Source organism: Brochothrix thermosphacta DSM 20171 = FSL F6-1036, from assembly GCF_036884295.1.
In the GTDB taxonomy this organism is placed as follows: domain Bacteria; phylum Bacillota; class Bacilli; order Lactobacillales; family Listeriaceae; genus Brochothrix; species Brochothrix thermosphacta.
On record NZ_CP145608.1, the window covers coordinates 2,128,320 to 2,154,935 of the forward strand.

The 26,616-nt window shown below is 35.0% G+C and carries 21 protein-coding genes; 6 read left to right on the forward strand and 15 right to left on the reverse strand.

What is annotated here, in order from left to right; all coding sequences use genetic code 11:
• Positions 1–1,866 carry a bifunctional homocysteine S-methyltransferase/methylenetetrahydrofolate reductase gene (locus V6S17_RS10630; RefSeq protein ID WP_029091770.1) on the forward strand — a complete coding sequence of 622 codons (1,866 nt, stop codon included), beginning with the start codon at positions 1–3 and terminating at the stop codon, positions 1,864–1,866.
• Positions 1,867–2,009: 143 nt separating this feature from the next.
• Positions 2,010–3,152, forward strand: coding sequence for an AI-2E family transporter (locus V6S17_RS10635; RefSeq protein ID WP_029091769.1), 1,143 nt, complete (start codon positions 2,010–2,012; stop codon positions 3,150–3,152).
• Positions 3,153–3,216: 64 nt separating this feature from the next.
• On the opposite strand, the gene ade is transcribed toward V6S17_RS10635, so the two are convergent.
• From ade to V6S17_RS10665, 6 genes are all read right to left on the reverse strand, one after another.
• A complete protein-coding gene (gene ade, locus V6S17_RS10640; protein WP_029091768.1) occupies positions 3,217–4,959 on the reverse strand; it encodes an adenine deaminase in 1,743 nt (580 codons plus the stop codon).
• Positions 4,960–5,075: 116 nt separating this feature from the next.
• A complete protein-coding gene (locus tag V6S17_RS10645; RefSeq protein WP_029091767.1) occupies positions 5,076–5,381 on the reverse strand; it encodes a hypothetical protein in 306 nt (101 codons plus the stop codon).
• A gap of 278 nt (positions 5,382–5,659) precedes the next feature.
• A complete protein-coding gene (locus V6S17_RS10650; RefSeq protein ID WP_029091766.1) occupies positions 5,660–6,841 on the reverse strand; it encodes an MFS transporter in 1,182 nt (393 codons plus the stop codon).
• Positions 6,842–7,100: 259 nt separating this feature from the next.
• Positions 7,101–7,571 (reverse strand): hypothetical protein, encoded by a 471-nt coding sequence (locus tag V6S17_RS10655; RefSeq protein WP_029091765.1) that lies wholly within the window; start codon positions 7,569–7,571, stop codon positions 7,101–7,103.
• A gap of 22 nt (positions 7,572–7,593) precedes the next feature.
• A complete protein-coding gene (locus V6S17_RS10660; protein ID WP_080712928.1) occupies positions 7,594–8,400 on the reverse strand; it encodes a Cof-type HAD-IIB family hydrolase in 807 nt (268 codons plus the stop codon).
• A gap of 13 nt (positions 8,401–8,413) precedes the next feature.
• Positions 8,414–9,187 carry a Cof-type HAD-IIB family hydrolase gene (locus tag V6S17_RS10665; protein ID WP_029091763.1) on the reverse strand — a complete coding sequence of 258 codons (774 nt, stop codon included), beginning with the start codon at positions 9,185–9,187 and terminating at the stop codon, positions 8,414–8,416.
• A 119-nt stretch (positions 9,188–9,306) separates the two neighbouring features.
• On the opposite strand from V6S17_RS10665, the gene V6S17_RS10670 reads away from it, so the two are divergent.
• Positions 9,307–10,293 (forward strand): YdcF family protein, encoded by a 987-nt coding sequence (locus V6S17_RS10670; RefSeq protein WP_036027414.1) that lies wholly within the window; start codon positions 9,307–9,309, stop codon positions 10,291–10,293.
• Positions 10,294–10,417: 124 nt separating this feature from the next.
• On the opposite strand, the gene V6S17_RS10675 is transcribed toward V6S17_RS10670, so the two are convergent.
• From V6S17_RS10675 to V6S17_RS10695, 5 genes are all read right to left on the reverse strand, one after another.
• Positions 10,418–11,590 (reverse strand): aminotransferase class I/II-fold pyridoxal phosphate-dependent enzyme, encoded by a 1,173-nt coding sequence (locus V6S17_RS10675; RefSeq protein ID WP_029091761.1) that lies wholly within the window; start codon positions 11,588–11,590, stop codon positions 10,418–10,420.
• A gap of 78 nt (positions 11,591–11,668) precedes the next feature.
• The gene (locus V6S17_RS10680; protein ID WP_029091760.1) at positions 11,669–14,281 is read right to left on the reverse strand and encodes a YfhO family protein; all 2,613 of its coding nucleotides are present in this window, start codon (positions 14,279–14,281) and stop codon (positions 11,669–11,671) included.
• Positions 14,282–14,443: 162 nt separating this feature from the next.
• On the reverse strand, positions 14,444–15,070 hold the full coding sequence (locus tag V6S17_RS10685) for a YcnI family protein (RefSeq protein ID WP_029091759.1): 627 nt from the start codon (positions 15,068–15,070) through the stop codon (positions 14,444–14,446).
• Positions 15,071–15,092: 22 nt separating this feature from the next.
• A complete protein-coding gene (locus V6S17_RS10690; RefSeq protein WP_029091758.1) occupies positions 15,093–16,757 on the reverse strand; it encodes a copper resistance CopC/CopD family protein in 1,665 nt (554 codons plus the stop codon).
• Positions 16,733–17,290, reverse strand: coding sequence for a DeoR family transcriptional regulator (locus tag V6S17_RS10695; protein ID WP_029091757.1), 558 nt, complete (start codon positions 17,288–17,290; stop codon positions 16,733–16,735). Before V6S17_RS10695 ends, V6S17_RS10690 begins: the two co-directional genes overlap by 25 nt.
• A gap of 225 nt (positions 17,291–17,515) precedes the next feature.
• On the opposite strand from V6S17_RS10695, the gene V6S17_RS10700 reads away from it, so the two are divergent.
• Positions 17,516–18,487, forward strand: a complete 972-nt coding sequence (locus V6S17_RS10700; protein WP_029091756.1) for a Gfo/Idh/MocA family protein — start codon at positions 17,516–17,518, stop codon at positions 18,485–18,487.
• Between the two features lie 58 nt (positions 18,488–18,545).
• On the opposite strand, the gene V6S17_RS10705 is transcribed toward V6S17_RS10700, so the two are convergent.
• Complete coding sequence (locus V6S17_RS10705) at positions 18,546–18,758, reverse strand: DUF2187 family protein (protein WP_029091755.1); 213 nt, start codon at positions 18,756–18,758, stop codon at positions 18,546–18,548.
• Positions 18,759–18,943: 185 nt separating this feature from the next.
• On the opposite strand from V6S17_RS10705, the gene V6S17_RS10710 reads away from it, so the two are divergent.
• Positions 18,944–19,144 carry a cold-shock protein gene (locus V6S17_RS10710; RefSeq protein ID WP_029091754.1) on the forward strand — a complete coding sequence of 67 codons (201 nt, stop codon included), beginning with the start codon at positions 18,944–18,946 and terminating at the stop codon, positions 19,142–19,144.
• Positions 19,145–19,593: 449 nt separating this feature from the next.
• On the forward strand, positions 19,594–21,564 hold the full coding sequence (locus V6S17_RS10715) for a fructose-bisphosphatase class III (protein ID WP_029091753.1): 1,971 nt from the start codon (positions 19,594–19,596) through the stop codon (positions 21,562–21,564).
• A 62-nt stretch (positions 21,565–21,626) separates the two neighbouring features.
• Here the strand turns inward: V6S17_RS10715 and V6S17_RS10720 are convergent, their stop codons facing one another.
• The 3 genes from V6S17_RS10720 to V6S17_RS10730 form a co-directional block, all read right to left on the reverse strand.
• Positions 21,627–21,977, reverse strand: coding sequence for a DUF3899 domain-containing protein (locus V6S17_RS10720; protein WP_029091752.1), 351 nt, complete (start codon positions 21,975–21,977; stop codon positions 21,627–21,629).
• Positions 21,978–22,337: 360 nt separating this feature from the next.
• Positions 22,338–24,011, reverse strand: a complete 1,674-nt coding sequence (locus V6S17_RS10725) for a peptide ABC transporter substrate-binding protein (RefSeq protein WP_029091751.1) — start codon at positions 24,009–24,011, stop codon at positions 22,338–22,340.
• An 868-nt stretch (positions 24,012–24,879) separates the two neighbouring features.
• Positions 24,880–26,544 (reverse strand): peptide ABC transporter substrate-binding protein, encoded by a 1,665-nt coding sequence (locus tag V6S17_RS10730; RefSeq protein WP_029091750.1) that lies wholly within the window; start codon positions 26,542–26,544, stop codon positions 24,880–24,882.
• Between the last annotated feature and the right edge of the window lie 72 nt (positions 26,545–26,616).

Here is a 26,616-nt window from a genome sequence, read left to right on the forward strand (position 1 = left end):
ATGACAAATTTACGCGATTCACTAAAAAATAATGTTTTAATTGCTGATGGTGCAATCGGTACTTTATTAAAACAACATGATCACACACATGGTCATGGCCCCTCTATTGATTCTCTCAACTTATCACAGCCTGACCAAATTCGTGACTATCATTTAGCATACTTGCGAGCTGGAGCTGATGTTATTCAAACAAATACCTATGGCGCAAATACTTTAAAGTTAGCTCGTTATGGTCTGGAAAAAGACATTGTAGCAATTAATCAAGCAGGTGTTCGCCTCGCTAAAGAAGCCATTAAAATACACGGGAGTGGTTTCTTACTTGGAAATATCGGGGGCATTAATGCCGAATATGTACCCGTCCACTTACGTTCAACATCACTCGATGATATTCAAAAAGTTTTCAGGGAACAACTTTATCTTTTATTACTTGAAGGTGTAGATGGGTTATTACTTGAAACATACTATGATCTTGAAGAGTTAAAAACGGTATTAAAAATCGCACGTGAAGTGACTGATATTCCCATCATAGCTAATGTATCTATTCATGAGGTCGGGATTTTACAGGATGGGACTCGTCTTGATATTGCCCTACAAGAATTGGCTGATTTAGGAGCTGATGTTGTTGGTGTTAACTGTCAATTAGGTCCTTATCATATGATTAAAGCTTTAGAAGGTGTTCCTTTACTCACTAATGCCTCACTCGCAGTTTATCCAAATGCTAGTTTACCCACTGTCGAAGATGGTGAAATCATTTACCAAACTGAGCCGAGCTATTTCAAAAAATATGCCGAACGCTTTCGCTTACAAGGTGCCCATTTAATTGGTGGCTGTTGTGGCACTACACCTGCTCACATTGCTAACCTGCGTAAAGGCCTTGAGTCTACAACACCAGTTGATACAAAAGTAGTCATTCCATTGCCTGATGAAGTCGTTTTTACCAAACCAAAAAAATTCAGAGGAAAACGTTTGGTTGATAAAGTCCTGACAGAAACAACTGTTTTAGTCGAACTTGATCCTCCGCGTACCCTTAATACTGAGACTTTTTTTAAAGGCGTACAAGCTCTTTATAATCAAGGAACTGATGCTGTTACTATTTCGGATAATTCGTTAGCTTCCCCACGTATTAGCAATTTAGCATTGGCGGCTTTAATTAAAGAACGATACAACCACAGTCCTTTAATACACATTACTACCCGTGATCATAACTTAGTTGGATTACATGCTCACGTTATGGGGCTGCATAAACTTGGCATCCATGATTTATTAGCAATTACAGGTGACCCTACAAAAGTTGGGGATTTCCCCGGTGCTTCGTCTGTCTTTGATTTACGTAGTGTTGAATTGGTACAACTTATCAAGCGCTATAATGATGGTTTATCCTATTCTGGTAAATCGTTGGGTGAAAAAGGCAATTTTAATGTGGCGGCGGCTTTTAATCCTAATATAAAAAAATTACAACAAGCTTATAAAATCATCCAACGTAAAATTGATTATGGCGCAGATTATTTCATTACTCAACCTGTTTATGATGTTGAAACAGTCCATCAATTAGCCGATATGCTAAATGAACACAACATTACAACACCCTTTTTCATCGGCGTTATGCCACTTCTATCTAGTCGTAATGCAGAATTTCTTCATAACGAAGTCCCAGGTATTCGCTTATCGGATGAGGTCAGAGGCCGTATGAAACAAGCTGATGTTGATAATCGTAGTTTAGAAGTTGGTTTGGAAATTTCAAAAGAAATTATTGATGCTATTTTAGAAAAATTTAATGGCATTTATATTATCACACCCTTCCAACGCTATGAAATAAGTCTGGAATTGTTGCATTATGCAAAAAAAACGGCACCCATCTTAAAATAATTACTTAACACGCCATTCTATATTGAATGGCGTCTTGTTTTCGTTTATAGTAAACAAAGTAAGGGAATAATTAAGGGTAAGAACACCTATTTTTAATTATATTCACTCTACATAAATTGATTAACAACTAAGGGGGAGACAACATGAAACAAACGCAAAAAACATCATTCGAAGAAGCCTTTTTAAACAATCGTTATGTCATCGGTTTAATTGTTTCATTGCTTCTAATTCTTAACATCATTGGTTTAACAAAAATATCATTTATTTTCCATCCACTTGCAGTAGTGATACAAACTGTGTTCTTTCCAGTCCTCATTGCCGGTGCGATATACTATGTATTAAACCCAGTCGTTAAGTTTTTATCACACCATAAAGTAAAACGCTGGTTAGCAACAACCATTATTTTTCTATTAATGATTGGAATTGTTGTTTTGTTAGGCTTTTGGATTGTTCCCGTTGTAAAAGAACAAATTCTAGAATTAATTGATGATATACCTGGCTATATTAAAGTATTAGAAGATAAACTTAATGAGCTTTCAAGCACTGGCGTTCTTTCACGCTATAAAGAACAGATTGATGCAGCAACAAATAATCTTGGAAATTTAGTTTCTAACAACGGCTTAGAATGGACGAAGAACTTCTTTGCTGGCTCATCTTCTTTCTTTAGTGCCTTATCCACAGTTGTTTTAACAATTGTTACAATTCCATTGGTGCTGTTCTATATGTTGAAAGATGCGGATAAAAAATTGTTACCCGCTCTTATCAAACCTTTTCCAGTAAAATGGCGTCCAATGTTGTCTCAAATGTTACGCGATATGAATGACAAAGTGAGCCATTATGTACGTGGACAATTGTTTGTTGCTTTAGTGCTGGCAATATTATTTTATATTGGGTATTTAATTATCGGAATGCCTAACAGTCTCACATTAGCGGTCTTAGCAGGTGCAACCAGTATCGTGCCTTACCTCGGACCAATCATTGCAATTTCACCAGCTTTAATTTTAGCTTTAATTACTTCACCCGCAATGCTGATTAAACTGATTATTGTTTGGAGTTGTGTGCAGTTCCTTGAAGGTAAATTTGTAACACCTCAAATTATGGGACGCTCACTAGATGCTCACCCACTTACAATTCTCTTTTCTATCTTAATTGCCGGACATTTGCTCGGTGTAGTTGGGATATTACTTGCGATTCCAGGTTACTCTGTTTTAAAAGTTTTAGTAAAATACATTTATCGCCTACTACATATCGAAACTGATTTATACAATGGCGACACGATGAAATAAAAAAAGCCCCCCTTGGAATATATTCCAGGGGGGTTGCTCTATTCTCTAACAACTATCTTTCATTTTACTTTGATTGTTCGACTTGAATAAAAGCGGCACTATAAAAATCATAATAACCTTGATCTGTAAGCTTCAACGCTGGGATAACTGGTAATGTCAAAAATGATAATGTGAGCATTGGGTCAAATCCTCTTGCCGTACTAATTGATTCAAATGCAGTATGTAGACCTTTTAATTGATCATTTACAATTTCATAGGGTTGATCCGATAAAAGACCCGCAATCGGTAAAGGTAAATCAGCAAGTACGCTAAGATTTCCATCAATCATTGCAATACCACCGCCAATATCAGTCACATGAGCAATCGCTTTAAGAATTGCCTCATCACTCGTTCCAACAGCCACGATATTATGTGAATCATGAGCAACAGTTGTCGCAAATGCTCCTTCTTTAAGCTCAAATCCTTTTACAAGCCCGACTCCAACACAGCCCGTACCATGATGGCGTTCAACAACAACCATTTTAACAATATCTTGCTGATAATCCGTTTTAAATTCACCATTATCTGGTGTAACTTGTAAGTGAAGATGATCTGTTTCAACATGATTTGGCTGAATCCCAATCACATTAACTTTTCCTGTGACCAACGGCAATACTAAGTCATTTTTTTTAACCTGATGTTCAATTTTTGGCGACTTAAATGTAGCTTTTTGCTGATTAAATAAAGCCTCATCTCGTTCACCATCAACAACAACAACTTGACCACGTTTAATAACAGTATCAATCTTTACTTTTTCTATATTGTCTAAAATTACAATATCCGCTTGATAGCCTGCTGCAATAGCTCCTATTTCAGTCAATTGGTGTGCTTCTGCTGCATTTAATGATGCCATCTGGTAAGCAATTTCTGGTGCAATCCCCGCTTCGATTGCTAACTTAACCGAATAATTAATAGAGCCTTCTGTCATTAAATCACTGATTAATTTATCATCGGTACAAAAAGAGAAACGGCGTGAATTTAAGGGAGTTACGGCACCTATTACATTCAACGTATCGCGGGTAATCGTACCTTCGCGAATAAATACATTCATTCCTGCTAACATACGTGCACGTGCTTCATCTTCTGTTGTGCTTTCATGATCTGTTCGAATACCAGCAGCCATATATATTTCAACTTGCTCTGCTGTTAAACCCGCACCATGGCCATCAACATGCCCACCTGAAACCAATGCATCAGTTATTTTTTGGATCATATCTTCTTCACCGCTAAAAACTGCTGGATAATCCATTACTTCTGCTAAACCAATAACTGTTTTTTCTTGATAGAGCGGTTTTAAATCCGCAGCTTTCAGAATTGCACCTGCGTGTTCAAAAGATACAGCAGGAACAGATGATGGTAGCATAAAGTACGTGTCTAATTGACTTTTTTCACCCTCTTTAATCATAAACCTAATCCCGTCAACTCCTGCAACGTTCGCAATTTCGTGTGGATCAGTCACAATTGAAGTAACACCGTTTAGCAATAATATCCGTGCCATCTCTTGGGGCGTCACATTCGAACTCTCTATATGAACATGTGCATCAATAAACCCGGGAACAATGTATTTTCCTGTTGCATCAATGATATGCTTAGCTTCGTGATAATCCCCTATACCTACAATTTTATCACCCGCAATAGCGATATTTTGTTGTGACCAACTACCATCGAATACATTTAAAACATTCCCATTTTTTATAATACTATCAGCACTAATTTTTTTTGTTGCTGTAGCAATTGCATGTTGCGTTGTTTTTTTTATAGTTGTCATTCCCTTAGCCCCTTTAACAGTTTTTACTAGTATAGCGATAAATTGAAAAAAATAAAAGTCCCTTTTAAAAAAGTTATTAACAAAAAATTGTTAATAGTGTGCACAACAATTTTTATTTATTTACGATGTCCCCACCATTCACCATAACTAAAATCATAGCCACCTTGTTGTGAGATATGTCCCAACTTCATTAGCGACATCTCACTTTCTTGTGTCATATGAATTCTGCGTTCAATAATTTCACGATAACAATCAGTAACAATCTTATTTAAAATAATCTGAGGTGCAGTTTCCACTTCTTCTAGTTGTTTCATTCCCGCTCGGACAATTTTTTTCAATGGGAGATCTTCAATTTCTAGCAATGTGGCATTCATTTCATTGAGAACTGCTTTTCCTTCTTGAATAACTTTTTTCTCTTGCATATGATATCACCCCTCTTTTTAACCATAACATAAATATGAGTAGGCTTCGAACAACTCGAATATTCCAAAAGAATAAAAAAATCCCGACAAGTCATTGTCGGGAAATCTTGTAAACAAAGTAATATCAAACTGTTTTTATATTCAAAATCAAATATAGCAATTTCTTAAAAGCTTTTTAAACGTCATCGATAAACCAAGAAGTAACGACCTAGCTCGGCTTAATTGTAGCTTCAAAAACTTTATATTACTATTATTTGATGAATATACTTCTTTACTTGTTAGCTGCCAGCTAACGCTGTATCTTTACGTCTCCGTAAAATACGATTAATATTTTCTGTGGATAACATCATTAGAACAACAAAACCTAAAATGACAATCGGGAAAATTCCAAATCCCACACGATTGGTTGCATAACCAACTAATGGTGGTACAAAGGTGCTCCCAATATAGGCTGTTGCCATTTGTATACCCATGATACCTTGCGAAATCTCTTTTCCAAAACGATGAGGTGTTTCATGTAACATTGAGGGATAAATCGGTGCACAACCTAAACCTAGAATGATAAAGCCCATCAATTGAAATTGATCTGTTAATGGAATAATCATCAAAGTCGCACCCACGATAATCAGGAATTGTCCCCCTCTAATCATATTGATGTTGGACACACGCACACTTATTAACCCCGCTATAAAACGTCCTACAGTAACACCGATATAGAAGAATGAGACCCACTTAGCTGCGGTAACTACCGAGATATCTTTGTATAGAACAAGATATGTACTGCCCCAAAGACCCGCTGTCATTTCGATTGCACAAAAGCAGAAAAAACCAACTAAAGCTGATTTAGCACCTTTAATTTTTAATAAGACACTTATTTTGACTTCTGCTTTTACTTCACTTGGACCAGTTGTGATTTTCGCACGTTTCCACATCGGAAGCGTTATAAATAGTACCAAGACCAAAATAATTTGTAGCACACCAATCACTAGATAACCCGTGCGCCAACCATTATCTTTCATTAAAAAGAGCGCCATTAACAATGGACCTGATGTTGCTCCTATCCCCCAAAAACAATGCAGCCAGTTCATATGTTTCGCATTATAGTGAAGTGCCACAAAATTATTCAATGCTGAATCCACTGCACCTGCACCTAGACCTAGTGGCACAGCTAAGAGACATAACCAAATAAAATTCGGTACAAAAGCAATACCTCCTAACGCAATTGCAGTCAATAAAACACTAACGATAGTAACATGAGCTGTTCCCCAGCGATTGATGAGACGTGCGCTGAACAAACTAGAAATAATGGTACCACCACAGATTATCATCGCAACTAGACCTGCTGAAGCAATACTTGAATTCAGGTCCATATACATACGTGGCCAAGATGAACCTAATACTGCATCTGGCAAGCCTAAACTAATAAATGTTACATAAATAATAATTAATAAGGTCGTCATTCTTGTTCTCCATTCTCAAGTAAATTACTTGTATAACTTAATAAAACTAATTAATAAAGTGTCTTTAATAATATAAATGATATCGCTTTCTTTGTCAATGTTATTTCAAAAAAACATTTGATTGATAACTTGATTATAGCTGTGGATAACTCTAGTTATTATTTAATTATCCATAAAAAAACGAAGTTCTATCGAAAAAATCTCGATAGAACTTCGTTTTGTTCAACAAGTGTGCATAGACTGTTGATAATATTTTAATTTAATCGTTACTCTTGAAAAAACCTTCATCTTCCAAATAACTCTCAGCTGCGGTTTTTGCATAAAAAGCCATCTCAATGTTACCATCATCAGTCAATACTTGCCACATATCTTTTTCGTGCGCTAAAATTAACTTTTGATGTAAACGCGTGTTGGCCCAAGTTTCTTTATAGTCTGCTTTAAAACCAGACTCATCCTTTTGTAATTCATCAATGCCCGCTTGTACAGCTGCAATTAATTGCTTTTCTGAGTAGTCACGCCCATTAACATAACCTTTATCATCTGTTTCTTCCATAGCTAAGAAAGGTGCATATATCCAAATGTTACCATTAGGATGTAAGTGTCGGACAAGGATTGTTTTTTCTTGTTCACTTTCTTCATAATGATAGTTGATACGTTTCAATGAGACCGGTTGTTTTTTTAATTCTGAAAATTGATCGATAATTGCTTCTTTTTGTTCAAATGTTAACATGTATTGTTCCTCTTTTCTTATATTACGGCTTCAACATAAATTTACGAACAACCGCTGCAACACCATCATCAGCATTACTCGGCGCTTCATAAGAAGCCAAATTTTTAATATTGTCATTGGCATTTGCCATTGCAACACCTAAACCTGCATATTTAATCATACTCTCATCGTTGTTACTATCTCCACAGGCAATAACATTCTCTGCCGTATAACCGAGAGACTTCGCTAATACGTCTAAACTAGCACCTTTTGTAATACCTTTCATAGTGCATTCTAAGAAGAATGGCTTTGAACGAACAACTTGTAGTCTATCCGCAAATACAGCCTTGATGAGTGGTTCAACAACATCTAAATCTTCTGATGCGGCTAAAAACATCATTTTATTTACTGGATGGTTAATTGCCTCTACCATATCTTCCTTTTCGAATACAGGCATATCCACAAGTCCACCTTCATAGGTTGCCCATTCATTAGGACGTCGCGTTAAGATGGTTCCCTCACTGTATGTAAGGATATCAATATCTCTAGTGATTGCTTCTTTCGTCATTTCTTGTGCTAATTCCACAGGAATCGTATTGGCAAAGATTGCTTCTTTCGTTTCACAATTATACACATAACCTCCATTATACGCTGAAATATAACCGTTATGTTGTTCTAATTGTAATTCTTTTGCTAATTTTGTCATTCCATCAAAAGGACGCCCGGAAGCTAAGACCACAGTATTACCTGCTAATTGCGCTTCTATCAGTACTTCTCTGTTAACCTGTGATAATTGACCTTCATTGTTTAACAGTGTTTCATCTAAATCTAGTGCAATAATTTTATACATTATTTGTGTCCTCCTATATCAATCCGTAGTGTTTCAAACCATTATAAATGCCCGACTGTTTAAAATCATCGGTTATATGATGTGCAATTTCTTTCAAAGGCGCCACCGCATTTCCCATGGCAACACCCTTATCAACCAACTTAAACATCTCCATATCATTGATACCATCGCCAAATGCATATGTCGGAATACCTTCAAACCCTTGTTGCTCAATAAATTGCAAAATACCAACTGCCTTAGAAGCGCCTTTAGGTACAACATCATATCCGTACGGTGTGTTTCTTAAAAAACTAAATTGTGGAAAACCTGTGAGTAACTCTGGATCTGGTTCTTTTGTCATTAATAACATTAAATAAATTTCTTTTTCTGTATACAACTGTGGACGATGTTGTGGATAACTACTATGCAAACTTTGGTAGTTTAATTCTGTCCACTGATCATCGGCGCGTTCCGATGTTATTTCAGCATCACTATAATAGGTGACGTTATAATTTTTAGATAGTGCCGCTTCTTTTAGTGCGTTCATATCTGCTACTTTAAGTGGATTCGAATAAATCAGCTCGTTTGCATTTACCACATACTGACCATTCATTGTTATTAGAGCTTCAATCCCCGTTTGTTCAAGTACACTTTCAATTTCGTGCCTTGCCCGCCCTGTTGCAATAACAGGTAAATACCCTGCTTGGCGTAATAATTTAATTGCTTCAAGTGAACTTTCATCAATTTGATTTGGTCCTATTAATAATGTTCCATCTAAATCAAAGAATATAATTGCTCGTGGCTTCATTTATATCGCTCCTTTATTTCGACTCCCTTTCATTCTATCATGAAGCGTATTATTTGTAAGTTCTTTCCTATACAAATAGAGTATAATAAAATTATAAAAGAAATAGGTGGTGACTTTCTGTGTTTGCTTTTTTAATTACCGGATTAGGTTTTGTTAGTCTCTTTTTTATTTTTAATGCCATTGATAATCGGCGCGTTAGCAATTCTATTTTGTTAACTATAGGCCTCTTCATTTTATTATTTGGGTTAGTCTCTATATGGACCTTAGATGATCTCAATACTAAAATTATCTATTATGGTTTTATTGGTGCCCGTGTATTTGTTATTTTAATTGGGGTAGCATTAATTCTTAATGGATTAGTTGTTATAAAAAAAGAAGGCCGCACATTACCCAATATTCTATCCTTAGCTTTTGGACTCGTATTGATTATTTTTATCAGTATCACTTTTACTGAACGCTTTTTAGCAGCACCTTCTATTCAACGAATATATGCAGCTTTTATTTTAATTGTTGGTTATTATATTTTCATCTTTTTTAATTGTTTTATTTCAGCGATGATTTACCAGCTAAATCGCCCAAGATTAAACCAAGATTTCATCATTGTTCTTGGCTGTGGATTAAATGGGGATAAAGTGACTCCCTTGCTAGCTAGTCGCTTAAATACTGCCAAACGTTTTTATCTTAAGCAAAAACATCGTACAACGCCACCGCTGATTATTGTTTCTGGTGGTCAAGGACCTGATGAATTAGTTGCTGAAGCAACCGCAATGAAACATTATTTAATTGAGCAGGGCATCCCTGAAAAACACCTTATTATCGAGGATAAATCCACTACTACAGAAGAAAACTTACGCTTCTCTAAAAAAATAATGGATGGTTTAAAAGATACCTATTCTAGTATTTTTGTTACAAATAATTATCACACATTCCGAGCTGGTATTTTTGCCAAACGTGTTCATCTTGATAGTGGTGGCATCGGTGCTCATACGGCACCTTATTACTTACCCACTGCCTTTGTTAGAGAATACATCGCTATACTGATGCTACACAAATGGTTACATCTCTGTGTGACAATACTACTGATTGCTTTACTCATTTTTGCTTAAAAAGAAGATGCATTTTAGATGCATCTTCTTTTTTATATTATAAGTAGACCGTGGATAAAATAAAAAGTGATTTTATACTGTGATCATTTATATTGATGTAGGATAAGTCACCTCTTTTTACTTTCTAAAACAAATTAAGCTTATCGATTCTATCAATCACTTCATGAATACGCGGTAACTCTTGTAACACACTCACACGGACATAATCCTTCCCCTCAGAACCAAATCCAGAACCTGGTGCAACCGCAATATTTGCCTTTTCTAATAAACAATCGGCAAACGTTTCACTAGTATATCCTTTCGGCACTTTAAACCATGCAAAAAGTGAGCCTTGTGGCGCTTCTACCTTCCAACCGATTGTTTGTAATCCGCTTACTAAGGCGTTTAAACGTTCTTCATAAATGTGACGATTGCTTTCAATTTTAGCATAAGAGCCATTTAAAGCTGCAGTCATTCCATCTTGAATAAAACCAGGAACAGTACTGTAAGCATTGCTATGATAATTTTTAAAAGCGGAGATAATTGATTCGTTTCCGACTACAAAACCAAAACGATAACCTGCCATCGAAAATGTTTTGGAAGCTGTGTACAATTCTACTCCGATATTTTTTCCATTACCCATTTGCATTAGGCTCAATGGTTTAACACCATTGTAGCCAATTGCTGCATAAGCAAAGTCATGAATAAGTGCAATATGGTACTTTTCACAAAATGTTATCGCTTTTTCAAAAAACGTTGTCGTTGCCACGGCACCTGTTGGATTATTAGGGTAATTTAACATCATTACTTTCGCTTTCTTAGCTACTTCAATTGGAATTTCTTCAAAATCAGGTAAAAAAGCGTTCTCAGCTAGTGCTGGCATTTCATATACTTCAGCTTGCGCCAATTTTGCAGCAGCAAAATACGGTGGATAAGCTGGATTAGTTAATAAAATGGTATCACCAGGATTCAAAAGCGTTTGTGGTACAGCAACTACACTTACACCCGATGAATTAACAATCATCACTTCTTTTTCAGCATCTATTACTACGCCATACATCCGTTGATAAAAGTTAGCTACTGCCTGTTTAAGTTTTGCTTTACCCGTAAACGGCGGATAAGCCTGGTTACTTGGATCTGTAAGAGCTAATTGTATCGCAGCTAAAACAGCTGGATCCATTGCCAAATCAGGACTACCACTTGCTAAATCAATAACATCTTCCCCAGCATCTATTTTCGCTGCTACTTTATCATCTATTCCACTAAAATAATTAAAAGGCAGAGATTTTACAATCTCTGCCTTTTCAAAATCAACCATGGCGCACAGCCCCTTTCATATACATCATATACTGATATATTACACTAAAAGGGCTTTTAAACCTAGTTAAATTCATTTTTATTTATATTTATCCATTCTTCTGTTGTAAATTAACAATAGGCAGAAAGCGCCAATTCCAACAAAGAAGAGGATTATCCCTGATACTAGACCTTCAGGGAAAAAGACAAGTTCTATCTTATGTTTGCCCTTTTCAACAGGAAGTGATAAAAATGCATCATTTACAGAATTAATTGGCGTTAGTTTGCCATCCACATAAAGCTTCCATCCTTTATCATAAGGAATGGTTGTGAAGATTGTCTGTTTAGCTTCTTTCACAGTGACATCAGCGGTTGCTTTACGACCTTCCACTTTAAAATCAACACCGTTTTGAGCAATTCTAGCAACATCATCTTGGTATTGATTAACATCCATAAACACAACAACTGGATCGCTTAATGTGATAACATCTGTTCCATAAAAATTAGTTGTAAATTCAATATCCTGCGCTTTAGGATAATAGCCTAAATCATGGTATTGTCCATTAATAGATAACTGAGTTGCCTTATTAATGCCATTCACAGTCATCAATACGGAAGAAGAGCTCAATTGACCATAATCGGTTGGCCATAAACTCATATAGGCTTGTTTATTGGCTGGAACATGAACTTTCCAAGTGATTTTTTTATCTATTTTATCTTTTATCGCGGTATAAGTAACATTGCCTGAGTTTGTATCTTTTGATAGCGTAATATTTTCAGTACTGACTACAGCTGGTTGGTTGCGTGTAAAGTAAGTATTGGTTGATTTAGCTAACTGACTAAACAAGGCAGCTTGTGTTCCCAAGTTATCTTTTGGTTTCACTTTGAAGTTATTAATTTTATCAGCAGTAACCATACCTAAAGGTAACGCATCAGTATTTCTAAAAACATAGTAACCTTTGTCATTTGAATATTGGCTAAAACCAAACTTATTAATAGGCACTTTTGAAATATTGTAACGAACACCAAACAATGCGTCCATCAACAACGTATTATTACCATAACGAATATTTAGATTGGTCCCCCGTGATTTAAAACCTAAATCATTCATAAATGAAAGGGCGTTTCGATTACGCACAGATGAAAATTGGCTAATACCGTTAAAACCATAGTTTATGGCATCATTGGCAGATACAGGATTCATTGTTTCTGTACGGTAAAATTCTTTAGTATCTTTTCCAACTGTTTTTTCAACCACTTCCCGGTATGTTGAATACGGTTCTGAATAAGCGGTTCTTGCTGGATAATTCCAATCAGAAAGTACACCATTAATCATTGTTCGCATATTAACAGCCGCTTCGCTCACCATTACAATTACTAAAAGTAATGCTAAGTATTTTTTTATATCTTTGTTAAAGCCAGCCAAAGAAAATATAACGACATATATAAGTAAAAAGGCTAGGGTTAAATAGAGTGAATCCATTGTTACGTAAGTATAGAGTGTTTCTGGTAATAAATACTTCACACCTAGGAATACTGCCGCTAATATAACACTGATAACTACAAGTTTACCACTGTCTTTTCGTTCATATTTTGCTAAGCCATACCCTGCTAACATCACAACTGTGAATGAAAACAGATACGAATAACGGAACAAGAACATGTATGGAGAATGCATCCCTTGCCAAAATAGATTAAGTGCCGATATATTAAAACTAATAAAAATAATCATTAATAATGAACCCAAAACAACTTTTGTTTTCAAGGCTATTTTTGGTGTAACAAAAAAGAAAATCGCCATAATGAGAGGTAACAATCCAACATATGTAAAAGGAATACTATTATACTTCGTTGTGTCATAAACACCTATCATTGATTTGACTACCATATCCCATAAATGTGTTTCTTCTGTTAAAAAACTTGTGATTGTCGATAATTTTTCACCATTATTTCGTAAATCTAAAATCATTGGCAAAATCATAATCATCGATGTTAAACCTGCTAGTATCGATGTGCTAAAATATAACACTAACTTACGTAAACGTCCTTCAGGTTCGAGTATAACCATGCAAATGACGTACATAACGGTAAATATTCCCACCATAAAACCCATATAGTAATTAGAAATAAATAATAGAGCATAAGCCACGAATAATAAAGTAGGTTTAGACTTTTGCAATAAGCGATTTATTCCCAAAACAACCATCGGTAAATAGATGAGTGCATCCAACCACATGATTGACATCGAATAGGCACCAACAAACGACATTAATGCGTAAGCAACACTCAAACCAAGATGAAAATAATGATTGATTTTAAAGGTTTCTTTCGCATAGATCCAAAAGCTCAATCCAATAACGCCAACTTTAACAATTGTCATTAAATACAAGACATCTGGCATATTCGCATTAGAAAAGAACACAACAAAGAATGGAAAAATACCACCTAAGTAGTAAGACATTAATGCATAATAATTAAAGCCTAATCCCAAGTTCCAATTATAAAAAAGACTCGCCTTTCCATGTAGCACATTATTTAAACTTGCATGAAAATTACTATATTGAGAAAAACTATCACTTGCTAAGATAGAACGTTCACTTCCCCAGTATATTCCTAAACTGTAATAAACAAGCGCCATGATGACAAGGGGTATCATGAAAGCCCAGATATAATAAATAAAATTGCTTTGTACAACGTTCCATATTTTTTTCATGAATAACCTCCTGCAACTTTCTTAATTTAGCTATTATTAACTATCTTACTTCTTACTATATTATACGCTTCACCGTCTTGCAATGACAAATAGCAATTTAACTCTGCAAGAGGAGGAGGAAAGAAAAAAACCAAGCCTAATCGGCTTGGTTTAAAAATCAATTTACTTTTTTCTTGTAGAAAGGACAATAGCCATTACACTTGCTAATAAGGCTAACCCACTTATAACCCAGAGGGCAATTGTATTTGTGTTATTGGTTGATTCTTTCCCTGAATCCTTAGTATCTGTAACTTTTGTATGTCCATGAGAGTCTGTTTTTTCTGCTGCTTTTTCAATAGTTGTTTGAGAATGTGGTGAGTCTGAATCGGAATCACCAGTCCACTCGACGATACTTTTATCTTCATAATACTGATACGCATCCCAGTCAATTGATCCCTCTTTATCGGGATTTTTAGCATCAAAACTAAATTGCTGAAATTGACCTACATCGATACCGCCTGCGTTTTTTTCTTTTTCCCAAGTCACGCGTTCAATTTTGTCATCTTTTGTTTTATCAGTTGTAACTTTCCAACCAGGGATAGGTTGATAATTATAAAACGTAACTTCTTTTGGTATAACTAGCACTACCTTGTTTGTAAGAATATCTTTTTCATTCGGCACCTTCATCGTATATGTTTCGTAAGACTCTGTTTGTGAAACTGCTGGTTTAACTGTGACATGTGCGCTTGCTGAAATATTCAGACCGAATACTCCAATAACTGTTAATAATACTATACTTAATTTTTTCAATATTATTTCCCCCTCTTATTGATTAACGTTCAATTCTAATAATAAACGTCTCTTCGACTGTTTTAAAATCTTCTGATAATGCCTTAATTGTAATTTTCCAACGACCAACTTGACTAATAAATAACCCTTGAGCTTCATAAGATTGCGCATCTTTGTTCCAAGACATCGTAGTTGTTGTTGAAACTTCGCTTCGATCTTTTTCTACAATCATCTTAATTTGTTGCCAATTACCTTCTTTTTTCTCTCTATCCATCCTAACTCTGAACGTATTTTGTCCAATAACGGCTGGAAGCACTTCAAGATCAATTGTATGATCGCCTACAACTACACTAGACGAAATTGGTTTTGGATCAGGTGGCGGTGGCGTTGCCGTATTAGTTAGAAAACCTACCACACCTAATATCAACAGTCCTGCTATAATTTCAGCCCACAATGTCCCTCTATTTGGCACTTTTTTATTTTTCATTGTACGAGATACAAAATGGAAAATGCCTAAAACACCCATGATGAAAATTAACAAGCCTTTAATCAACAATGTTTGTCCATAGGTTGATTTGAATATCTGCATCAATGATGACAAATAAAATGCACTGAGTAACACACCACTCATTATAAGAACTAAAACGGCAATAAATCCGACAGCTGCAAAACGTTCTAGACTTTTTGAATAGGCGACATTCACCACTTCATCACTTTTTTTAGAACGATGTGCCAGGTAAAGTGATAATAAAAGCATTACACCTCCTAGCCATATTCCAGCAGCTGTTAAATGAATCCAATCCGTTAAGGTTGAAAGTATTATTGTTGTATAAGCCTGTGTATGACCCATAAAAGAAGTCGCAAGACCCATTATAATAAACAACAACGTCATAACACCTAACTTAAGATGCCATTTATCGCTCGACCGATTAAAATAAAAATGACCTATTACTGCAAACATAAATAACGAAACTGTTCTGATTAACCAAATGATGCCAAACTCTGTACTGATTAAAGTCTTCCATGCAAGTCTAAAATCTAATGCTTTCACAACTGAAACATTATTTAACAAAGCCGTTTGCGCAATGAATTGAGTGATAGATGCGATGACTATCAATAAAATACCAATCATGGTCAATAGCTTCAAATTGTGAAAGAGATGGCGACGGCTTGTTCTAGGTATCAAATAAAATAATCCTAATAAAACACCTGAAATTAAGCTAAATCCTGTATAAAGTGGCCATTTAACAAGTGATTGTAGCACCGGTGTTTTACTTTCATCACTAGAAGCCGATGGTATCTCACCACTTGAGTTAAATCCAAACATAAAAGTGCCTGAAATCGCATGACCATCAGCCGAAATCACACGCCAATTGACCGTATAAATACCTTCTTTAATCCCTTTTTTTAAAGGCACACTAACAACATGTGAATTTTCTTTTTCAATTGAAGCATTACCATCGCTGATTTGTTCACCTTTTTGATTGGTTACAATGATTAAAGGTGATTGATTTTGAATCGCCTCATCAAATTGCACAACAACCTCTTTAGGTGCTTGTTTCACATTTTCTTGTATGCCCGGTGTTGTTTGTTGAACATAAGCATGCGCTGATACTTTTGTTTGCATACTTGTGAAACCTAAAATAATTGTCATCACAACAATTAAAAATACTCCCACCACACCTATTTTTTTGTGTGCTTGCAACATGACATCACCTCACTGACTTCTTCGATTGCTTTTTCGAGTGAGAGTACCCGCCCACCAAAACCTTTTGTAAATTGTGTTGCAATCTTACATTCTGAAAAAAGGTAAACACTCGGATCACAACAAAAATGAGGTAAATTTGCACCGATTACAAAATTAGCTCGCTTTACATTAACTGTCGTATCCATTAAAAAATCTGTACCTAAAATCTGTTGTACCTCTTTAATATGCTTCTCTAAATATATGAGTGCACAATGAGCACAACAAGCTTTTTTTTCTACCCCAGATATCAAATGCAGTGTTATTCTTTGACGCTTACTTTGCGGTTGTTTATGACAAACAACACAACTATCTATCGGTAATAGCTTCGCACCACCACTAATTCTTATTAACTTACCTGTCGTTTCAAGGTATTGCAAATCGCGGTAGAGTGTCATTTCAGACATTTCATAAGCTCGACTAAACGCTTTTAAATCAAATAGACCTGTTGCGTCTAATTCATTTAATATGAGTTTGTGTCTTTCTTCCTTTAACATTTATTCACTCCCCTAAATCTAAAATCAGTATAGCATTTTACCTGTTATTATTTGTTGAATTTAACAAATAATAACGCTTCCACTGAACATTTTTGTCTATTTTGTGACATTCTTTAAGTTTTCAATTGACAATTATTAAGCAAATTCTATTGAACAGTTATTTTCGCATAATTCCAAATACTATTATATACTGATTGTATCATGATAGAAATGGGGTTTTATTTTATGACAACATTTAATTGGGCGATAGTCGGACTAGGTGGTATTGCAGCTAACATGGCAGATACATTACAAGCAAGGGATAATAAAATTTACGCTGTTGCTTCTAGATCCACAGCAAAGGCAGAAGCATTTGCAGAAAATTACACTGTCGAAAAAACTTATGGTTCTTACTCAGAGGTTTTTGCAGATGAAAAAGTAGATATTGTATATATTGCTACACCACACAATAATCATTATGAATATATCATGGAAGCTTTACATCACAATAAGCATGTTTTATGTGAAAAAGCGATTACGGTTAACTCATCAGAACTCGAAGAAATTATTGCTTTAGCACAAGAAAAAAAATTATTTGTCTCTGAAGCGATGACAATTTTCCATATGCCTCTTTTCAAAGAAATTAAACGCTTAATTAATGAGGGCATTTTAGGTGAAATGAAAATGATTCAAGCCTCTTTCGGTAGTTCTAAACCTTATGATGTTACAAGTCGTTTCTTTAATCCTGATTTAGCTGGCGGGGCATTATTGGATATTGGTACCTATGCAGTTTCATTTGCACGTTACTTCCTTAGTAGCCAACCACATCAAATTAAAACAACGATGAAACAATTTGAAACAGGTGTAGATGAACAATCGGGTATCTTACTGCAAAATAATGAGGGTGAGATTGCTGTCATCAATCTAAGCATACGTGCCAAAACACCAAAAACAGCCGTTCTTGGTGGGGATAAAGGTTACATAACTATTACAGACTATCCTAGAGCTGATAAAGCAACATTTATAAGCACTGCTGGAGAAACCACGCTGATTCAAGCAGGGAGTGGCGCCGATGCGATGCTTTATGAAGTTGAAGATTTTGAAAAACTCCTGCTCGGAAATCTTGAAAACACATTACCTTTAAGCAAAGACGTGTTGGATATTTTAACAGATGTTCGTGAACAATGGGGCTTAGTTTACTCGTTTGAAAAAAAATAACAAAAAAGAAGGTTCCTCAATAGAGAGGAACCTTCTTTTTATACAAGAGGAGGCAGAATTATTTTTTTATGACTTTATAATTTTTAAAGTTTACGACTGTTGTCGGATTAGCTTTTACTTCTTCAATTGCCGACTCTCTCTTTGTAATCGTTAGAACTGCAGAGTTAGTTAAGAATTTTAAAATAATACCTTCTCCAGACATATCTACTCGTTTAAACTTTACCAAGTCTCCTACTTCTCCAACTGGTACAATCTCTTTTTTTTCTGACAAATCAAATCAGTCCCTTCATAATATAAGAATAACATATATTTGATTTTGTTTTGCTATTATTGTTTCAACGTGTTATGATTAACATGTGCTTTTGTAAGGTAAAGAAATGAATTTCAAACTTCTTTTTATGCCTAAAACAAGACTACAACTATTTGCACTTAGTGCATAACTGGAGGTTTTTTATAATGGAAACAGGTAAAGTAAAATGGTTTAACTCAGAAAAAGGTTTTGGTTTTATCGAACGCGAAAACGGCGACGATGTATTTGTACATTTCTCAGCTATCCAATCTGAAGGATTCAAAACTTTAGAAGAAGGCCAAGCTGTTACTTTTGAAGTAGAAGATGGTCAACGTGGACCTCAAGCTGCTAACGTTGATAAAGCGTAAGTAACTTAATGAAAGAGTCACCTTCGGGTGGCTCTTTTTTCATTTAAAACACTATATACAAGGTGTTTTTTTTATGCTATACTTAATACTTGCGATGAGCCTTTTGCAGCGTGAACATTCCGCTGCGCAGTGTGAAATAGTCACTGCATTATCCCCCTAACATCTTTGCTTTGTGGAAAGCAGTTAGGGGGATTTTTATATGCTAAAAATGTGCTATAACTTTTAAAAAATTCCGAAATTGAAAATCTTTTGATGTCATTGGACTACTCTACTAAAAATAAAAAAATACCCAATTAACAGATAAAAATCAATTCTTATCCATTAGTGGTCTACTCCAATGTGTTTATTTTGTTTTTTCAAACAATTTTTCTTGCAACCCTGCCCTTTTTTTCCTAGAATGAATCTATCGTACACGTTTTTACAATACTATAGAAGGAGGTCTTTCTCCATTGTCAAAAGGACAAGAAAAGTATTTGAATTTGTTATCAAAACAATATAAAAACAAAGCAGAAACAATTACAGAGATTATTAATCTTGAGGCCATCCTTAATTTACCAAAAGGAACAGAGCATTTTTTAAGCGATCTTCATGGTGAGTATGATGCCTTCGAACAAGTTTTTCGTAATGGATCGGGTGTCATTAAACGAAAAATCCATCATTTATTTAACGATCGTCTCACTTCAAAGGAAATTAATACTTTGGCAACTTTAATTTATTATCCTCGACCAAAAATGAGTCTGATTTTACGAGAACTAAATGATACAGAAAAAAACGAATGGTATCGTCTTACTATATTACGATTAATAGAACTAACAAATTTTGTTTCTTCTAAATATACACGGTCAAAAGTTCGTAAACAGATGCCAAGTGATTTTATCTATATTATCGAAGAATTACTCTATCAAAATAACGCTCAAATAGAAAAAGACGACTACTATAATGAAATTATAACAAGCCTCATTCATTTAAACGCTGCTCAAGACCTCATACACGCGTTTTCTAAACTTATAAGACGTTTAGTTGTTGATCACCTACATATCGTTGGTGACGTCTTTGACCGTGGTCCTGCACCAGATAAAATAATTGGTCGACTCAAAGAAAATCATTCACTTGATTTTCAATGGGGAAATCACGATATGATTTGGATGGGAGCTGCTAGTGGATCCGCAGTCTGTTTAGCAAATGTTTTACGTATATCAGCACGCTACCTCAATCTAGATACAGTAGAAGAAAGTTACGGCATTTCTTTACGCTCACTCGCTATTTTTGCTGATGAAGTATACGCTAACGATCCCGCAACTGCTTTTCAACCTAAAACTCAAGAGCATGCGGAGGAAACAACAACCGAATTACAACAAATAGCGCGTATGCATAAAGCAATCGCTATTATTCAATTCAAATTGGAAGGGGAAATCATACAGCGCCATCCTGAATTTAATATGGAAAATAGACGTCTCCTTGATAAAATTGATTATGCTGCTGGCACTATTAGTATCGCAGGGAAAGATTATTTACTTACCGATACCCATTTCCCTACTATCAACCCAAAATCTCCTTATACGCTCACTCCAGAAGAATCTGAAGTTATTCATCGACTCGTCTCTGGATTTGTCAACTCGGAGAAATTACAAGAGCACGTCGCCTTCCTCTATTCAAAAGGCAGTATGTACCTGCGTTATAATGGCAATTTAATTTATCATGGTTGTATTCCTCTAGATGATGATGGTTCGTTTGAAAAGTTATTGATTGCTGGCAAAACATATAGCGGACGATCACTCTTAGATCAATTTGATCGTTTTGCTCGTGAAGCTTACTCACAACCTGATGGAAGTGAAATTAAAAAGAATGCTTTAGATTATGTCTGGTATTTATGGACCGGTGAAACGTCGCCTTTATTCGGGAAAAAAGCAATGACTACATTCGAACGCTATTTTATCGAGGATAAAACGACACACTATGAAAAAAAGAATGCTTATTATCAACTGCGTAATAATGTCTCAACAGTCGATAAAATCTTAGTAGAGTTCGATTTAAATCCAGATATAGGTCATATCGTTAATGGCCACACACCCATCAAAGAAGGAAAAGGCGAGACACCTATCAAAGCTGATGGAAAGATGTTAGTAATAGATGGTGGCTTTTCTAAAGCTTATCATAACGTCACTAGCATCGCGGGCTATACACTCATCTATAATGCTTATGGACTTCAACTTGTCAGACATCAGCCATTCACGTCTACTGAGGATGCTATTTCAAATGAAACTGATATTGTTTCAACTCGTCGTATCATCGAAACAGAAACCTCACGAAAAATGGTAAAAGACACAGATATCGGTTTCAAACTTACAGCCCAAATAACTGATTTAAAAGCATTATTACTTGCTTACCGCAGTGGTATTATAAAAGAGAAAAACGTTTAATATAAAAAGAAACCTCTAAAAAACTATATGTTTTTTAGAGGTTTCTTTTTATTAAGAGCAGTTTAATAGAAAATAACGAGGAATAAAATATTCACAACAATATAAATACCACCGACAATTAATAAATGGTGATACTTAACCGCTACTAGTTCAGAAAGCATTCCGGCCTCTCTGATTTCTTCTGCGGATCGTCTGTTGGGCCCAAAATTGAATAACATACGCATTGATGAATGAAAGATATCAAAAAAGCCTCCACGAACAACCCAAATCAATAACCCTAATAACAACAAGACTAATCCAACGATGAAACTGACATCCATAAAATGCTCAATTGTCCAACCTGGTTCCTTAAAAGTAACAAAGCCACTTATTACTAAAAAACTGACAATTACATAAATCCCTAACTTTTTCAATATGAATATCCTCTCTTACTTTATCTTTTTCTTTATTATAGCTTATTTAAGTTCAATTACCAAACAACTATTACCTGGGAAATAAAAGTACTTCCTTTAAAGAAACCTTAAAGATGCCTAGTATTTGTCACTATTTTTTAAAGACCGCTATAATGTGTTTCCCTTAAAATTCAGCTGAATTCCCTCTTCGCATATACTAATTTATGTAAATTAAGTTTATTTTTTTCTTTACTAGTATCTATTTTTATCATTACCTCACTTACTTCTTCTAAGATTGTTGCTCCTAATATTTATTTTCAAGTATCACCAAAAAAAGCCTTTACGTTAAATAACGTAAAGGCTTTTCCAGTTGAGTAATTGCTATTTAATGTAAGCTGCTTTTAAGCTGTAATCAGAACCAAAGTTATGACGGTACATATCTTTGATTGCTGGGTTTTGAAGAATTGATAATGAACGTTGGTAAATTGGTGCGATTGCTGCATCTTGATTAATCAAGATATCTTGCGCTTTGATGAAGTTTTCCCAACGTTTTTGTGGGTCAGCTGCATCTGTTGTTTTGTTAGCATTAATCAATGCATCGTACTCTTTATTAGAGTAGTTAATGTTTGCATTAGATCCACCAGTTACATAAAGATCTAAGAATGTCATTGGATCTTGGTAATCTGCACCCCAACCAGATAATTCCATATCAAAGTTAGATTTACTATCTAAATCAACACGGTTGTTAAATGGTACGTTTTTAAGACTAAGTGTCAATCCTGGAAGATTTTTTTCTAATTGATCTTTCATATACTGTGAAGAAGATTTTGCGTTATCAGTATCGTCACTTAATAACTCAATTGTTACTTTATCACCAATTTCTTTTTGAGCTTCTTTCCACTCTTTTTGTGCAGCTTCAACATCATACGTTAAGTATTTGTTTGCTGCTGCTGCTGATTTCGTGAAATCTTCACCAGTTTTTGGATTTGCTGCAAGGCCTTCAGGTACTTGTTGATCTACTGCTACAGAGCCGTTAGCTAAGATTTGTTTAGCGTAAGCTTCTTTGTTAAATGCTTGAGCAATTGCTTTACGAGCATGTTCGTTAGCTAATGGCGTTTCTTTGCCATCACGTTTTTGGTTGAATTTAAGGTAGAATACTGATGCTTGTGGCACACTGATTCTATTTTTATCTTTTGCATATTGTTTAGCATATTCTGCAGATAAGTTTACAGCGTCAGCTTCGCCTTTAGTGTATAAGTTAATACCTGTTGAAGGTTGTTTAACAACGTTAATTTTAGCATTTTTCAACTTAACATCTTTAGCGCCCCAGTATTTATCATTTTTTACATATTCCCAAGTATCGCCATTACCATCCCAGTCTTTCAATGTGAAAGGACCGTTATAGATTAAGTTTTCACTTGTTTTAGCGTAGTTTTTACCTTGTTCTTTAACAAACTTTTCATTTTGTGGTTTGAAAGTTACAAATGCAAATAATGATTTGATGTAAGTAATCGGACGTTCTAATTGAACTTCAAGTGTTTTATCATCTACAGCTTTAACACCTAATGTATCAACGCCTTTTTTCTTAGTCATAATGTCAGAAGCATTTTCAATTACACCATCAAACATGTATGCGTATTGAGCACCCGTGTCTGGATTAACAGCTTTGCGCCATGCAAACACAAAATCGTTTGCAGTTACATCGTCACCGTTAGACCATTTAGCATCATCACGTAGTTTGAATGTATATGTTTTATTGTCTTTGCTGATAGTTGGTTCTTCAGCAGCAACACCTAATTCAAATTTATCATCTTTACCTAATGAATAAAGACCTTCAATTACTTGATCCATTGCTGTTCCAGATACAACATCTGTTGACATTACTGTATCCATTGTTGCAATTTGTGCTGACTCAAGCAAGTTAATAGTTTGCTCTTTATCTTTTTTGGCTGAATCTTTAGAATCGCTTGATGAGTTACCTCCACCACACGCAGCCAACACTAGACCAACGATTAATACGATTGCCATTACGGCAGATACTTTCAATTTCTTCATAAACAAATTCCTCCCCTAAAATAAGTTTTGAACCACAATACCATGCACTACTTAGATATGAACTGTTGTCTACAAACTATTGTATCACAAGTTGATTAATTAATCATAAAATTCTGACATTTATATGAAATAAATGTAACTTTTCTGACAATTATAATGTCACAAACCCCTAACCCCATGCTATCATTGGTTTTATCTGCATCTAATAACTGTTGTTTTTTGTAATTATTTTTTGTAAGTAGCTTTTTCATCCTTTAAAAAAGGTAGTTTAAGGGTATATATCGTTTAAATATTCTTTCTTCTTTAAAATTATCAGTAAATAGAATTGAAAATAATAATAATTAAAATGGAATTATTCAATATTTTTAGCACAAAAAATATAAGTAGTTTTGAGTTGTAAGAATTTCCATCTATTTTTTATGATATGTGTCTTTGTTATCAAAAAAATCGTTATACCAAATAGTAAAAGAATGGTTATCTAAATATTAAACGTTTTTCATATAAAAATAAAACAGCCACACATATATGTGGCTGCTTTAAAGTAAGGATTGGTACTCAATTGCTCTATGGATTGGTACTCAATTGCTCTAAGGATTGGTACTCGCTTTCGCTCCGTCCCATACTGTCCTTGTATGCTCATTTCTTCGCAACAATTTCAGCACCCATACTATCCTCGTATGCTCATTTCTTCGCAACAATTTCAGCACCCATACTATCCTCGTAAGCGAATAAATTCGCAACGACTTTAACAAAAAACAGCCACACATATATGTGGCTGCTTTAAAGTAAGGATTGGTACTCAATTGCTTACGCAATCACCGTCCCATACTATCCTCGTAAGCGAATAAATTCGCAACGATGATAGTAATTATTTAATATAAGCTGCTTTTAAGCTGTAATCAGAACCAAAGTTATGACGGTACATATCTTTGATTGCTGGATTTTGAAGAATTGATAATGAACGTTGGTAAATTGGTGCGATTGCAGCATCTTGATTAATCAAGATATCTTGTGCTTTGATGAAGTTTTCCCAACGTTTTTGTGGGTCAGCTGCATCTGTTGTTTTGTTAGCAGTAATTAAGGCATCGTACTCTTTGTTAGAGTAGTTGATGTTAGCGTTTGTTCCACCAGTTACATATAATTCTAAGAATGTAAGTGGATCTTGGAAGTCAGCTCCCCAACCAGATAATTCCATATCAAAATCAGATTTACTATCTAAATCAACACGGTTGTTAAATGGTACATTTTTAAGGCTAACTGTTAAACCTGGAAGATTTTTTTCCATTTGGTCTTTCATATACTGTGAAGAAGATTTTGCGTTATCAGTATCATCACTTAATAATTCGATTGTTACTTTATCGCCAATTTCTTTTTGAGCTAATTTCCACTCTTTTTGAGCTGCTTCAACATTATACGTTAAGTATTTGTTTGCTTCTCCAGCTGCTTTAGTAAAATCTTCACCTGTTTTTTCATTTTTAGCTAAACCTTTTGGTACTTGTTGGTCAGCTGCTACAGAGCCGTTAGCTAAAATTTGTTTAGCATAAGCTTCTTTGTTATATGATTGAGCGATTGCTTTACGTACGTGTTCATTTGCTAATACAGTATCTTTACCTGCACGTTTTTGGTTGAATTTAAGGTAGAATACTGATGCTTGTGGCACACTGATTCTATCTTTATCATTTGCATATTGTTTAGCGTATTCTGCAGATAGTACAACTGCGTCTGCTTCACCTTTTGTATATAAGTTGATACCTGTTGATGGTTGCTTAACAACGTTAATTTTAGCGTTGTTTAACTTAACATCTTTAGCACCCCAATATTTATCATTTTTTACATATTCCCATGAATCGCCGTTACCATCCCAGTCTTTCATTGTGAAAGGACCGTTATAGATTAAGTTATCACTAGTTTTTGCATAGTTTTTACCTTGTTCTTTAACATATTTTTCATTTTGTGGTTTGAATGTTACAAACGCAAATAATGATTTAGCATATGTAGTTGGACGCTCTAATTTAACTTCAAGCGTTTTATCATCTACAGCTTTAACACCTAATGTGTTAATGTCTTTTTTCTTAGCCATGATATCTGATGCATTAGCAATAAAACCATCAAACATATAAGCATATTGTGAGCCAGTTGCAGGATTTACTGCTTTTCTCCAAGAGTATACAAAATCTTGAGCTGTTACTGGTGTACCATTTGACCATTCAGCGTCATCGCGAATTTTAAATGTATATGTTTTATCATCTGAACTAATTGTTGGTTCTGCTGCTGCAACCCCAAGTTCAAACTTATCATCTTTACCTAATGTGTAAAGACCTTCAAATACTTGATCCATTGCTGTTCCAGATACAACATCTGTTGACATTACTGTATCCATTGTTGCAATTTGTGCTGACTCTAACAAGTTGATTGTTTGGTCTTTTTTGCCTGTTTCTTCTTTTGCTGTACTAGAACCATTACCACATGCCGCAAGTACAAGACCTACGATTAAGACAACTGCTGTTACAACCGATAACTTCAATTTTTTCATTTTATAAATCCTCCTCAAAATTAGATAATACTATTTACAAAGTAATCCGAAGGTTTACTTTTATAGATTTTT